Annotated in this window: 12 protein-coding genes; 9 read left to right on the forward strand and 3 right to left on the reverse strand. The window is 66.0% G+C overall.

The genetic code is table 11. From position 1 onward, the window contains the following. Nucleotides 1-69 precede the first annotated feature (69 nt). Entirely contained in the window at nucleotides 70-267 is a 198-nt protein-coding gene (locus tag QW861_RS30020) for a putative motility protein (RefSeq protein WP_315718145.1), read from the forward strand. Nucleotides 268-276: 9 nt separating this feature from the next. On the opposite strand, the gene tlpA is transcribed toward QW861_RS30020, so the two are convergent. Continuing rightward, nucleotides 277-966, reverse strand: a complete 690-nt coding sequence (tlpA, locus tag QW861_RS30025; RefSeq protein WP_315753871.1) for a thiol:disulfide interchange protein TlpA — start codon at nucleotides 964-966, stop codon at nucleotides 277-279. A 98-nt stretch (nucleotides 967-1,064) separates the two neighbouring features. Here tlpA and argH point away from each other — a divergent pair, with 98 nt between their 5' ends. The 5 genes from argH (at nucleotide 1,065) to argC (ending at nucleotide 5,799) form a co-directional block, all read left to right on the forward strand. Further along, a complete protein-coding gene (argH, locus tag QW861_RS30030) occupies nucleotides 1,065-2,456 on the forward strand; it encodes an argininosuccinate lyase (protein ID WP_316193850.1) in 1,392 nt (463 codons plus the stop codon). 83 nt (nucleotides 2,457-2,539) lie between these two features. Beyond that, nucleotides 2,540-2,833: an LPS translocon maturation chaperone LptM gene (gene lptM / locus QW861_RS30035; protein WP_315718142.1), complete on the forward strand. Its 294-nt coding sequence runs from the start codon at nucleotides 2,540-2,542 to the stop codon at nucleotides 2,831-2,833. A gap of 276 nt (nucleotides 2,834-3,109) precedes the next feature. Beyond that, entirely contained in the window at nucleotides 3,110-4,375 is a 1,266-nt protein-coding gene (gene lysA, locus QW861_RS30040; RefSeq protein ID WP_316193851.1) for a diaminopimelate decarboxylase, read from the forward strand. A gap of 91 nt (nucleotides 4,376-4,466) precedes the next feature. Continuing rightward, a complete protein-coding gene (locus tag QW861_RS30045) occupies nucleotides 4,467-4,754 on the forward strand; it encodes a hypothetical protein (RefSeq protein WP_316173137.1) in 288 nt (95 codons plus the stop codon). A 70-nt stretch (nucleotides 4,755-4,824) separates the two neighbouring features. Beyond that, nucleotides 4,825-5,799, forward strand: a complete 975-nt coding sequence (argC, locus tag QW861_RS30050) for an N-acetyl-gamma-glutamyl-phosphate reductase (RefSeq protein WP_316193852.1) — start codon at nucleotides 4,825-4,827, stop codon at nucleotides 5,797-5,799. A 99-nt stretch (nucleotides 5,800-5,898) separates the two neighbouring features. Here the strand turns inward: argC and QW861_RS30055 are convergent, their stop codons facing one another. Both QW861_RS30055 and QW861_RS30060 read right to left on the reverse strand, forming a co-directional pair. Then, entirely contained in the window at nucleotides 5,899-6,723 is an 825-nt protein-coding gene (locus QW861_RS30055; protein ID WP_316193853.1) for an SDR family NAD(P)-dependent oxidoreductase, read from the reverse strand. Between the two features lie 53 nt (nucleotides 6,724-6,776). Beyond that, nucleotides 6,777-7,763, reverse strand: coding sequence for an alcohol dehydrogenase catalytic domain-containing protein (locus tag QW861_RS30060; RefSeq protein ID WP_316193854.1), 987 nt, complete (start codon nucleotides 7,761-7,763; stop codon nucleotides 6,777-6,779). Nucleotides 7,764-7,895: 132 nt separating this feature from the next. Between QW861_RS30060 and QW861_RS30065 the strand changes: the two genes are divergently transcribed. The 3 genes from QW861_RS30065 (at nucleotide 7,896) to QW861_RS30075 (ending at nucleotide 12,538) form a co-directional block, all read left to right on the forward strand. Further along, nucleotides 7,896-8,750 (forward strand): LysR family transcriptional regulator, encoded by an 855-nt coding sequence (locus tag QW861_RS30065; RefSeq protein WP_041751260.1) that lies wholly within the window; start codon nucleotides 7,896-7,898, stop codon nucleotides 8,748-8,750. 448 nt (nucleotides 8,751-9,198) lie between these two features. Further along, complete coding sequence (locus tag QW861_RS30070) at nucleotides 9,199-12,039, forward strand: hypothetical protein (RefSeq protein WP_316193855.1); 2,841 nt, start codon at nucleotides 9,199-9,201, stop codon at nucleotides 12,037-12,039. Between the two features lie 46 nt (nucleotides 12,040-12,085). Beyond that, nucleotides 12,086-12,538 (forward strand): hypothetical protein, encoded by a 453-nt coding sequence (locus tag QW861_RS30075; protein ID WP_316193856.1) that lies wholly within the window; start codon nucleotides 12,086-12,088, stop codon nucleotides 12,536-12,538. The last annotated feature ends 60 nt before the right edge of the window (nucleotides 12,539-12,598 follow it).

Genomic DNA, 12,598 nt, shown 5'->3' on the forward strand with positions numbered 1-12,598 from the left:
CCGGGCTCGACCGATACGCTTCGTTAAGGCACACGGCTTAACCTCGCCGTAACGAGAGGTTGTACGCGTATGGACATGAGCTTGGTGGCTGCGGTCATGGCGCAGCAGGCGAGTGCGACACAGCAGCAGGTCGCCACGTCGGTGCTGAAGCAGAACCTGAACGCCCAGAAGGATGCGGTGCTGACGCTGCTCGGCGGCGCGCAGCAGACATTGTCGCTCGCCAATGCCGGCCCCGGCGTCGGCGGCAATCTCAACATCGCCGCCTGAGTTCTCCGATTAGAGTCCCGCGGCGGCCTTCGCCGTCGCCGCCTGGATCAGCTTGACCGCGTCGGCGCTGTCCCACTCGGCGGGACCCGCGATGGTCGCGATCTCGCAGCCATTGCCGTCGACCAGCACCGAGGTCGGCATCCCCAGCGCGCGGCCGACCGCCTTCAGATCCTGGAACACCTTGGCCTTCGGATCGGCGAAATAGGTGAGCTGCGTCAGCTTGGCGTCGGCGAGGAACGTCTTTGGCTTCTCCGGGTCGCGGGTGTCGATGTTGACCGCGACCACCTGGAAGGCGTCGCCGCCGAGCTTGGCCTGCAGCCCGTCCAGCGCCGGCATCTCCTTGCGGCAGGGCACGCACCAGGTCGCCCACAGGTTCAATAGCACCGTCTTGCCACGGAAATCCGACAGCTTCTTCGCCGCCCCCGTGCCGTCCTCGAAGGTGAGATCCGGCAGCCGCAGCGGCACTGTTGCCGCCGTCAGCGCCGCCACCTCGCCCTTGATCAGCGGTGCGATCCGCTTGGCGGTGTCGACCGCCGCCTGACAGGCCTGGTCGCCCGCCGGCCGTCCCTTCAGCAATCCGCCAAAGGTCACCACCGCGATGCCAGCCACGGCGACCACCGCCACGGCACCGGCCGCGAGCAGCGTCCGCCGCGAGGATGCGGGGCGGGCAGGGGACGGGTCAGGCTTATCGTTTGTCATCTCGGGTCGGTTGCGGCTATCAGAGGCGCGAATTTCGGGATACCGGACGGTGTGTCCCATCCAGCGGCGGTCAGCAAGGTCTTGGAAGCGGTTCAGGCATGAGCAACACGATGTGGGGCGGACGGTTCTCGGAGCGTCCCGACGAGATCATGGAGGACATCAACGTCTCGATCGACGTCGATCGCCACCTTTACGCGCAGGATATCGCCGCTTCCAAGGCGCACGCCGCCATGCTCGCCGCCCAGGGCATCATCACCGCGGGTGATGCGAAAAATATGGCTAAGGGTCTAGACACGATTTTGTCAGAGATCACCAAGGGTTCGTTCGAGTTCAAGCGGGCCCTGGAAGACATCCATATGAATGTCGAGAGCCGGCTCTCCGAGCTGATCGGCCCCGCCGCCGGCCGCCTGCACACCGCGCGCTCGCGCAACGACCAGGTCGCGACCGACTTCCGCCTGTTCGTCCGCGACACCATCGACGACATCGACGCGGCGCTCGCCGCCTACCAGCACGCGCTCGCCAGCCGCGCGCTCGAATACGCCGGCACGGTCATGCCCGGCTTCACCCATCTGCAGACCGCCCAGCCGGTCACCTTCGGCCACCATCTGCTGGCCTATGTCGAGATGGCCGGGCGCGACCGCGGCCGCTTCATCGATGCCCGCAAGCGGCTCAATGAATCGCCGCTGGGGGCCGCCGCGCTCGCCGGCACCTCGTTCCCGATCGATCGCCACGCCACCGCCGAGGCGCTCGGCTTCGAGCGCCCGATGGCCAATTCGCTGGACGCCGTGTCCGACCGCGATTTCGTGCTGGAGACCCTCTCGGCCGCCTCGATCTGCGCCGTGCATCTGTCGCGCTTCGCCGAGGAGATCGTGATCTGGACCTCGCCTTTGGTCGGCCTGATCAAGCTGTCGGACAAGTTCACCACCGGCTCCTCGATCATGCCGCAGAAGCGCAACCCGGATGCCGCCGAGCTGGTGCGCGCCAAGACCGGCCGCGTCATCGGCGCGCTGAACGGGCTCCTGATCGTCATGAAGGGCCTGCCGCTCGCCTATCAGAAGGACATGCAGGAGGATAAGCAGGGCGCGATGGAGGCGTTCGCGGCGCTGTCGCTCGCCATCCGCGCCATGACCGGCATGGCGCTCGACCTCGTGCCGGACGAGGCCCGCATGAAGGCCGCCGCCGGCGAGGGCTATGCGACGGCGACCGACCTCGCCGACTGGCTGGTGCGCACCCTCAAGATGCCGTTCCGCGAGGCCCACCACGTCACGGGCCGGATCGTGGCCTTGGCCGCCAAGCAGGGCGTCGCCCTGCACGAGCTGCCGCTGAAGGCGATGCAGGAGGTCGAGCCGAAGATATCAGCCGAGGTGCTCGGCGTGCTCTCGGTCGAGTCCTCGGTGAAGAGCCGCACCAGCTACGGCGGCACCGCGCCGAAGAACGTGGTCGCGCAGGCCAAAGCCTGGCTGAAGCGGCTGGAAAAACAGCGAAAGTAGGGCTCCCGTTCGAAATTTGATCGGCCCGGCGTGGCACTCCCGCACTCGTCAGGCCGGTGCATTCTCTGTATGGTGCCGCCCGCATGGGGATTTCACACGTGAATCGCGCTCGCCGTCCAACCTCCGCCGCCCGGGTCCTGCTCGTCCTGGGCGCTTCAGCCCTTCTGCTGGCCGCCTGCGGCCGCAAGGGTCCGTTGGACCTGCCGGCCAACTCCCCGCCGGCGCCGCAGATGTCGGCCGCTCCCGCCGACACCGCGACGGATGCCGCCAACAAGCCCGGCCTGTTCAACTCCGGCTACGGCGCCGACGCCGCCCCCGCCGCCACCCGCGGCCAGAAGAAACCCTTCATCCTCGACCCGCTGCTCGACAGCAAATAGAGCTCGAACTCCCTCTCGATCAGCGCTCGATGCCACCCTCCCCTGGAGGGGGAGGGTCGCCTCACGTTGAGCGCAGCGAAACGTGAGGCGGGGTGGGGTGATCTCTCCACGCGCACCGTCCTCGCGGCTTCACCCCACCCCGCTCGCCCGCTGCGCGTGCGATCGACCCTCCCCCTCCAGGGGAGGGTGGCAGCGCGGGTTTGACAATCCACCCCATTTCCCGGCAATTCGCCGCCACAATCAACCTTCTCGCGGCCCCGTGCGCGGATCAGACCCATGAATCACTTCGACTACCGCGACGGCGTGCTGCACGCCGAGGCCGTCAATCTCGCCGAGCTCGCAGCCCGCGTCGGCACCCCGTTCTACTGCTACTCCACCGCCACGCTGGAGCGGCACTACCGCGTGTTCGCCGACGCCTTCGCCGGCCAGGACGTGCTGATCTGCTACGCGATGAAAGCCAACTCCAACCAGTCGGTGCTGCGCACCCTTGCCAAGCTCGGCGCCGGCGCCGACGTCGTCTCCGGCGGCGAATTGAAGCGGGCGCTGGCGGCCGGCATCCCCTCGCGCAAGATCGTGTTCTCCGGCGTCGGCAAGACCGAGGCCGAGCTGCGCGCCGCGCTCGCGGCCGACATCCACTGCCTCAACATCGAATCCGAGCCCGAGCTCGATCTGCTTGCGCGGCTCGCCCAGGAGACCGGCCACACCGCCCGCATCTCCGTGCGCGTCAACCCGGACGTCGACGCCGGCACGCACGCAAAAATCTCGACCGGCAAGTCGGAGAACAAGTTCGGCATTCCGCTGGAGCACGCCCGCCGCGTCTACGCCCGCGCGGCGAAGATGCCGGGCATCAAGGTCACCGGCGTCGACGTCCATATCGGCAGCCAGATCACCGATCTCGGTCCAATGGAGACGGCGTTCCGCATCCTCACCGAGTTCGTGCAGACCCTGCGCGCCGACGGCCACGACATCTCCCATGTCGATTTCGGCGGCGGCCTCGGCATCCCCTATCACATGGACCGTGCGGTGCCGCCGGAACCCGCCGCCTATGCCGCGATGGTCAAGCGCGTCAGCCACAATCTCGGCTGCACCCTGATGTTCGAGCCCGGCCGCATGATCGTCGGCAATGCCGGCATCCTCGTCGCCAAGGTGATCTACGTGAAGCACGGCGAGGCCAAGAACTTCGTCATCATCGACGCCGCGATGAACGACCTGATCCGCCCGACGCTCTACGAGGCCCATCACGACATCCTGCCGGTGATCCAGCCCGCGCCCGGTGCGCCGTCGTTCACAGCCGACGTCGTCGGCCCGGTCTGCGAAAGCGGCGACTACCTCGCGCTCGACCGCACGCTGCCCGAGCCCAAGCCGGGCGATCTCCTCGCCATCATGACATCAGGCGCCTACGGCGCCGTCCAGGCCTGCACCTACAACACCCGCGCGCTGGTGCCCGAGGTGCTGGTCAAGGGCGACCAGGCCGCCGTGATCCGCCCGCGGATCGAGGTGGAGCAGCTGATCGCGATGGATACGCCGGCGCCGTGGCTGTGAGGGGCAAATCTTTGTAGATTGGCGGTTCGTCGATCTACCGCCTCCGCGCAGCGCTCTTCGTGCGGCGTCACGGCAACCGGGAAATAGCGGGATGAGTCTTGACCATGCCCTGGTTCGAGAGCTGCGCAAGGCAGCCGAGGCCGGTGCTCCCGCATCGCAGCTTGTGTTGATGGTTGGTCGCCACCTGGATGCCCTCGATACCAACTTTCGTCTGTACGCGATTGCTTATATGCGGGAAGCGTTCTTTCTATCAGTGCGCGAGGCTAGCACGGTCGGGGCGCTTTCGATTTTCCCGGACGGGAATTCATCTGCGGAGCAGATCGATGACGAGATGAGGCCGATTCTCAACGCGACACGACCGAGATGGGTGTCGCAATAGGAGCGAGCGTCGCACTCCGCCAGCCCGAAGTCACTCAACTATCCCCTCACTTCACCATCAGGACACCCCCATGAGCATTCGCGTCGGCATCGTCGGGATCAGCGGTTTTGGCGGCGGCGAGGCGATGCGCCTGGTCGCGGGGCATCCGGCGTTCGAGCTGGTCTACGCCGCGGGCGAGGGCAGCGCAGGCCAGCGGCTGGCGGAGCGCTTCCCCGGCGTGCCGGCCAGGCTCGCCGATCTCGTGATCGAGAAGTGGGACCCCGCGCGCTTGCCGCAGCTCGACGTGCTGTTCGCCTCGCTGCCCACCGGCGCCTCGCGGGAGGCGCTGGCACGCGTGCCTGCGCACGTGAAGATCGTCGACATCGGCGGCGACCACCGCTACGCCGACGGCTGGACCTACGGCCTCGCCGACGTCTGGCCCAGGGAGATCGCGGGCAAGACCCGCATCGCCAATCCCGGCTGCTTCCCGGCGGCGGCGCTGACTCCGCTGGCGCCGCTGCTCGCCGACAAACTGATCTCGCCCGACAACATCGTGATCGACGCCAAGACCGGCATCTCCGGCGCCGGCCGCGGCGGCGACAGCAAGTTCGGCTACGCCGAGAGCAACGAGAACCTGATCCCCTACGGCCTGCTCAAGCACGTCCACATGTCCGAGATCATCAGCACGATCGCGCGGATCAGCGGCGGCAGCGCCGCCGGCCTCGTGTTCACGCCGCATCTGGTGCCGATGACCCGCGGCATCCTCGCCACCATTTACGCCCGCGGCCGCGCCACCACCGCGCAGTGCCTCGACGCCGCCCGCCGCTTCTACGCCGACAGCGCCTTCGTCCGTGTCACCGACAAGCCGCCGCAGACCAAATGGGCCACCGGCTCCAACCTCGCCTTCGTCAGCTACGCCGCCGACCCCGACCGCAACCTGGTGATCGCGCTCGGCGTCGTCGACAATCTCGGCAAGGGCGCAGCCGGGCAGGCGGTGCAGAATGCGAACCTGATGTGCGGGCTGCCGGAGACCGCGGGGCTGGAGGGGGCGCCGGTCTGGCCGTGAGGTCGGCCGCGATTGTCACAGCAGCGGGAGACGGCACGGGTGATCAAATGGCGTCTCTCCTCAGCGTTTGATCCGGTGCACCGTCACCGTGGTCCCCACTCAGAAGCCCGTCGAGAGCGCGACCTCGCGCCATCGGGCGATGATGGCGGCGTCGGAGGCGTGCTTCGCCTCGATCGCCGCGACGGTGTCGGCCCCCAGTGGTAACCGCACCGGCGGGTCGGGCTCGCCGGCGAAGTCGACGAGCACCCGCGCGAGCTTGTCGGGATCGCCGGGCTGGGCGCCGTTGACGGTGCCGGCGTTCGCGCGGACCCGACCTGCCGTCGCGCTGTAATCGGGGATCACGATGCGGCTGACCTTCAACGACGAGGCGTCCATGAAGTCGGTCCGGAAGTAGCCCGGCTCGATCGCCGTCACATGGATGCCGAGCGGCCTGAGCTCGGCGCGCATCGCCTCCGACAACGCCTCGACGGCGAACTTGGTCGCGCCATAGACGCCGAAGCCGGCCGAGCCGCGATAGCCGCCGATCGACGAGATGTTGAGGATGCGGCCGGACCGCGCCTTGCGCATGTGGGGCAGAATGGCGCGGGTGACGGCCAGGAGCCCGAACACGTTGGTGCGGAAGACGGCCTCGATCTCCTCTCGGCTGGCTTCCTCGACCGCGCCCATCAGGCCGAAGCCGGCGTTGTTGAGGAGCACGTCGATCCTGCCGAAGCGGTCGATCGCCGCCTGCGCCGCCGCGACCGCCTCGCTCTCCCTGGTCACGTCGAGCGCGAGGGCCAGGAGGTCGGGATGCGCCCCGATGCGATCGACGATCGCCTTCGGATTGCGGGCGGTCGCCACGACGGCGTCGCCTCTGTCCAGCGCCCGCTGCGCGACCAGCGCGCCGAAGCCGCGCGAGGCCCCTGTGATGAACCAGACTCTCATCGGACTATTCCTCGATATTGCCGTTGCGTGTGAGGCTCGTGGGTCGCGCCGGCTCATGCCGCCGCGATGTCGATGGCGATCTTGCCGGTGCCGCCCGTCTTGAGCGCGTCATAGGCCGCACCGACGTCCTCGAGGGCGAACCGGCGCGAGTCGAGCAGCGGCGTGAGCTTGCCGGATTCCACCAGCTGTGCGGCCTGGGCGAGGATCTCGCCGTGATGCCGCCGTCCCTTGCCGTCGAGCAGCGGCAGCAGCGTGAAGACGCCGGAATAGGTGCCGCCCTTGAACGACAGCGGCGCCAGCGGATGGGTGCCCCAGCCCAGCGACGAGGTGACATGGCCGAACCGAGCGACCGCGGCGAAGGCGGTGTCGAGCGCGCCGACCGTGTCGTAGACGACGTCGAAGCCGCGGCCCGCCGTGATGCGCTCGACGGCGTCGGCGATCGGTTCGTTGCGGTCGATGAAAACAGCGCCCAGGCGCTCGATCACCGGCCGGCTCTCTGGACTTCCCGTTGCGAAAACCGTTGCGCCGAAGGCGAGGCCGAGCTGGACGACGATGTGACCGACACCGCCGGCGCCGCCCAGGACGAGCAGCGTCTGTCCCGGCCGGATGCCGACGCGATCGACCAGACCTTCCCAGGCCGTGATCGTCACCAGCGGCAGGACGGCCGCCTCGCGCATGCTGAGGTTCGCCGGCTTGGCCGCGAGCAGATCCGCGTCGGCGCTGACATATTCGGCCAGCGTTCCCGGGTGGCCGCCGACTCCGCCGACCATGCCGTAGACCTCGTCGCCCGGACGAAACCGGGTGACGCCTTCGCCTGGGGCCTCGACCGTGCCGGCCATGTCCAGGCCGAGGATGGCGGGGGCCGGGTGCCTGGCATGGGCGGCCTGGCCGGCGTGGATCTTGGCGTCGAGCGGGTTGGTGCCCGCCGCGGCGATGCGGACGAGGACCTCGCCGGGTCCCGGCGCGGGGCGGCTGATCGGGGTGACGCGCAGCGGCGCGCCGGTTTCGTGGAGAATGGCAGCCTTCATCGAGATGGTCATGGCGACCTCCTGTTGTGATGGAGGCATCATCGGCGTTCGTGCCATGAATGGACATCATCGAGTTCGTATGTAATCCATTCAGTTTTGAATGGGCGTCTCGTGTCCGTCGCCCCCGTCGTCGAAAGGCCTCGCATGGAGTGGAGCGACCTGCGGATCTTCCTCGCCATCGCGCGCGAGGGCACGCTCGGCGCGGCCGCGCGCCGGCTCGGCCTGTCTCAGCCGACCATGGGACGCCGCCTGGCGGCGCTCGAAGCGGCCGTGAGCCAGACGCTGTTTCAGCGCACGGCCGAAGGCTTCGTGCTGACTCACGAGGGCACGGCGGTGTTGGCCCACGCCGAGCGGATGGAGGAGGAGGCGCTCGCGTTCGAGCGGCGCCTGGCGGGCGCGCAGGCGCAGCTCGACGGTTTTCTCAGGATCTCGTCGTCGGATTGGTTCGGCCGCCTGATGCTGACGCCGGTTCTGGCCGAATTCGGCCGGCTGCACCCGCGCGTCTGTGTCGAGCTCTTGACCGACGCGCGGCTCTACAGTCTTCCCCGCCGCGAGGCCGATCTCGTGTTTCGCATCCGCGCGTTCGACGAGCCGGAGGTGATCTCGCGGCGGCTCCTGCACATCCCCTATGCCGTGTACGGCCCGCTCGACGGCCCGCAGGCCGTCGAGGGCGATGGTCAGGGGATCAGGGTCGTCACCATGGACACGGCCTTCGCCGACATGCCAGATGCGCGCTGGCTGGCGAAGCGACTGCCGAAGGCCGAGGTCGCGATGCGCAGCAACAACCGCGACGTTCAGGCCATGCTGTCAGCGCAAGGCGCGGGGCTCGCCGTGCTGCCCCGGCCGCTCGGCGACGCGACGCCGGGCCTGCGGCCCGTCGACATCGGCGAGCAGCCGCCGGGGCGGGACACCTATGTCGGCTATCACCGCGATCTGCGCCGGCTCGCCCGGCTGCGGGCGCTGCTCGACCTCGTCATCTCGCAACTGGCGTCCGCGTGAGATGCGTTTGACACTGCGGCGCTCTGGATCTCGTCCCCCGCGTGCCTCGAGTTTTGTGCAGTGTCACCGTAATTCCCGTGAGGCCAAGGGCGACCAGGCCCGCGTGATTCGACCGGATCTAGGCCGATACCCCTGATCGCGATGACATGCCGGCGCCGGAGGGTGAAGTATTTGCGAGCTGGCAATCCGTTAGCCAAATAGCTTTCGGTCAGTCGCGGCTTGGTATTGTCACCACAATCAGGCTTCTCCACCGAATGGAGTTGACGCCCCGTCGGAGCCGGAATGACTCTCGCGCCGCTGGAAAAGGTATGGACCGGTATGAGGATGCTGGTGCGGCGCATGGGATCAGGACGGACTGATCATGCGGCGGTGACATGTCGATCTGGCTTGTGCTTCGGCCGGAAATCGCGCAACATCTGATTGCATTTCAGTCACAATGGCCCTTTGCATGGCCGCCGCTGCTATTAAATCCGTCATTTCAGCGCTGCAATTGCGCGACGACCGCACGGTCCGCGTAATTGTCTTTCGCATGCTGCTTCGTTCGGTGTACGTGAACTCCCGGAGTTCGTTTGCCTATCTCTACGATCTCGATCCCCATGAATTCAGGTACCCCAGAGAAACGTATCCGCCGGACATTCTTCAGCGCTATCTTGGGCTCGACTACAGAAGGGAGCTCAATGCGGTTGTTCCGGCACTCGCATTGCGCTCGCTGTTGCGCGCCTGGCTGGATTTCTTTGGCTACCCGCTGACGACAGACCTCCGCTTCCTTCCGCATGGGAGTAGACGTCAATGGGATGAGGAGTTTTGGCATTTTCTTGTCCATCGCAGCTCGATCCGCGAATTAGCGCGGGCCTCGATTGCTCTCGATCCGGCGCTTAGCTCGCTCTTTGGCATACGGGATTTTGTTCCGTTTGTTGTTGGTCTGCTGGAGTTACAGCCGGAATTGCTCGTCCTCTTGGCGCGGAGAGATGTTGAAAGGGACTTTTGGGACCTAGTCAGAGAGCCGCTCTGGCCATCGGAATACCCCGGGGACTTCTCGGTTGGTTGGTTCGGTCGCATATTCCTGTTCGAGCGTTATGCTAGCGAGAACAGCTTGTATTCTTGGCTTGACGGCGTCGCGCGGGGAGAGCCTCGCTTTGCCCGCGCCGAGCATGCTTTACACGACCTCGACCGGTTTCTCGCGCTGCAGGGACGCGACCGAGATGAGGATCGGTTCAGTGCGAGTCAACCTTCACCACGTCCTTCAGAGTCGATTGCGCAGCATTACGAGGAATTAGAGCGGCGCCAGCGGGATACAGCCGAGCTGGCCGCGGAAGCGCGCTCCGTGCTAGATGGTATGGAGCAAGAGATCGCGAGGGCACAAACCAAACCGGAGCCACCGTCGGTCACACCGCTGTCGCCGCCCCGAGCGCCCCGGTCTCCGCGGTTGTCGATGTTCCTGTACGGCTTAGCATCGGCGGCCGCGAGCAAAGTAGCCGGTTGGCTCTCCAGCCCGTTGACTGGCCGCTATCTGCCGGCCAGCGGCGCTGCCGACGTCGCGAGCGACGCCCGCTACGGCGACGCGTCCCGCTACACCGATATCTCGATTTTTAACGGCGCGCCGGAGCGCCTCGGAGCCCGGGTCGAGCCGGACTGCTGCCTCGTCTTCAACAGGATCTACACGCTCGAAGCCGCGATCCGGCATGTGCCTATCGGCCTTCCCGCCGAGGGCGAACGAACCGATGTGACGCCCCTGATATCCCAGACCGGTCCCTCCGAACTGCTGGCCGTGCTGACATCAGATGACGTTGCGCCCGGGCAGGCCGGCGGTGTCGATATTCCTTTCCCCGTGCAAACCGTCCTGGTGCCTGTGGCGGGCGATTCCGAAAGGCAGGCGCTGTTTCGCATCACCCCGCTGGGCGGCACCGGCACAACGAGGCGCTGCAACCTGGTGCTTCGGCTCTACTACAAGCTCGACTTGATTGATCAGATCCGGATTTCCGTCCTGATCGGCGCGGCGGAGATCGCGATGGAGCCCGGCGCAACGCGGCCGGTGCTGTTTCTGGAGACGGTCAGGAACAGGGCGCTGCCGGATTTTGCACTCGACCTCGCGCCGCGCTCGCTCAACATCGTCGTGTCGCGACCGCCTGATGGTGCCAGGACGCGGCTCGATTTCGTGCTGCCCCAACATGACCTGCATCTCGTCGGCGCGGTGAACATCACGAACTCCGAATTGGGCGATCTGCTCTCGAAGATTCGCGACCGGCTGTTCGACATCGCTTTGGACGCGCCGGTCGGAACGACTGATGCCGATCCGCTAGCTTTCAGAGACCAGATGCGCCAACTGGCGCAACTAGGCGAACAGGCCAAGCAGATGCTATTCGACTTCGGCAAGGCCGACGCGCAGGCAAGCCTGCGCAGGATCGAGGAAGTGCTGAGAACCGCACTGCCGCGCAGGTCAATCGTGCAGATTGCAATCGACGAGACGGCACATGACTTCCAGTTTCCATGGTCGATCCTGTTCTGCGGGGCCGACTGGCGTACGGCCAGCGACGTCGCCGATTTCTGGGGCTTCCGTTTCGTCATCGAGGAAAAACCGGCTTCGATCCTGCTGGCGGATCCGGCGCCCGCTGCCACCCGCGACCTCAGCTTCGCCTATTGGGACAAGTTTACGACCCTGAAGGCCCAGAACGCCGCATTGGCCGGAGGAACGAACGCGACGCCGCCGGTAGCGGTGAAAAAGATCGACTCGCGCAAGCAGTTCGTGAGCGCGCTGACCGGGGATGTGTCCGACATTCTCTACGTTTTCTCACACGGCCTCAGCCGCTCTCCCGATCAATCGGTGCTGACACTCCTGCTGGAAAAGCTCGCGCATGCACCTGGGACGCCGTTTCGCGATGAATTGATAGCGCTGTTCAAGGTGATCGATCCAACGGAAACCAATGACAGCTGGATCAAGCTGACGAAATCATCGGTATCCTGCGCCGACGTGCAGTGCGACGAATATGTGCTGAACCGCCATCCGATCATCATTCTCAACATGTGCCAGTCCGCGGTGTTGTGGCCGGGCGTCTCCAGCAGCTTCGTGCGTCTGTTCCTGCAGCGCCGGGCCTCTGCCGTGATCGGGACTGAATGCACGGTTCCGGAGAATTTCGCCGACTGGTTCGGCCGGTTGATGCTGGAACAACTGTTCAAGGGCGAGCCGCTCGGGGTGAGCTTCCTGCACGCGCGCGAGGAGCTTGCGCGCGCGAACAGCCTGCTAGGTCTCGCATACTCGCTCTACGGGTCCGCTTCGGCGGGGCTTGCCTGATGATGACGTCAACTGCGTCGAGCCGTCGATGGCAATGGAGGATGGGATGGCAGATGATCTAAAGACGATTGGTGAAGATCTGGCGGGCTATGACGAAAGTAACCTGATTGAGATGCTTGGCATCAGGGCTAGGCAGATCCAGTCTAACCACACGATCGCCGGCGAGTTTTCACCCGACGTTACCTATGACGCGAAATTCATGGGCCCTCTCGACGACATTAAGGCGCTAGGCCTGCGGATTCTCAACCGATGGAATAGGGAATTGTTCAACATCGTCTGCGGCGCATCGAACGACGACAAGGAGGACCGCACGAAGATTCTCAACGCTTTGACGCTAGGGGAAGGCGCCGCGATCGCAGCACTCATTCCGGTTCTAACCGGCCTCGGCCTCGCGCCTGCGCTCGCCGCCGTGCTGGCAGCGATCATCGTTAAACGCTTCCTTGGCACCGCATTGGATACAATCTGCGATGCATGGGGGCAGCAGGTCAAAAAAACATGACAGCGATCGTGGTGACAGGGCAGGAAACTATCGCATGGTCAGATTTACCCGTCGCGGAGG

Origin of the sequence: Bradyrhizobium sp. SZCCHNRI1029, from assembly GCF_032487555.1 — a bacterium.
Classification (GTDB): Bacteria; Pseudomonadota; Alphaproteobacteria; order Rhizobiales; family Xanthobacteraceae; genus Bradyrhizobium.

What these genes read in the sequence shown, in the direction of transcription:
- QW861_RS30020 (WP_315718145.1), top strand. Translation starts at nt 70, where the DNA reads ATGGACATGAGCTTGGTGGCTGCGGTCATGGCGCAGCAGGCGAGTGCG.
- tlpA (WP_315753871.1), bottom strand. Translation starts at nt 966, where the DNA reads ATGACAAACGATAAGCCTGACCCGTCCCCTGCCCGCCCCGCATCCTCG.
- argH (WP_316193850.1), top strand. Translation starts at nt 1,065, where the DNA reads ATGAGCAACACGATGTGGGGCGGACGGTTCTCGGAGCGTCCCGACGAG.
- lptM (WP_315718142.1), top strand. Translation starts at nt 2,540, where the DNA reads ATGGGGATTTCACACGTGAATCGCGCTCGCCGTCCAACCTCCGCCGCC.
- lysA (WP_316193851.1), top strand. Translation starts at nt 3,110, where the DNA reads ATGAATCACTTCGACTACCGCGACGGCGTGCTGCACGCCGAGGCCGTC.
- QW861_RS30045 (WP_316173137.1), top strand. Translation starts at nt 4,467, where the DNA reads ATGAGTCTTGACCATGCCCTGGTTCGAGAGCTGCGCAAGGCAGCCGAG.
- argC (WP_316193852.1), top strand. Translation starts at nt 4,825, where the DNA reads ATGAGCATTCGCGTCGGCATCGTCGGGATCAGCGGTTTTGGCGGCGGC.
- QW861_RS30055 (WP_316193853.1), bottom strand. Translation starts at nt 6,723, where the DNA reads ATGAGAGTCTGGTTCATCACAGGGGCCTCGCGCGGCTTCGGCGCGCTG.
- QW861_RS30060 (WP_316193854.1), bottom strand. Translation starts at nt 7,763, where the DNA reads ATGACCATCTCGATGAAGGCTGCCATTCTCCACGAAACCGGCGCGCCG.
- QW861_RS30065 (WP_041751260.1), top strand. Translation starts at nt 7,896, where the DNA reads ATGGAGTGGAGCGACCTGCGGATCTTCCTCGCCATCGCGCGCGAGGGC.
- QW861_RS30070 (WP_316193855.1), top strand. Translation starts at nt 9,199, where the DNA reads ATGGCCGCCGCTGCTATTAAATCCGTCATTTCAGCGCTGCAATTGCGC.
- QW861_RS30075 (WP_316193856.1), top strand. Translation starts at nt 12,086, where the DNA reads ATGGCAGATGATCTAAAGACGATTGGTGAAGATCTGGCGGGCTATGAC.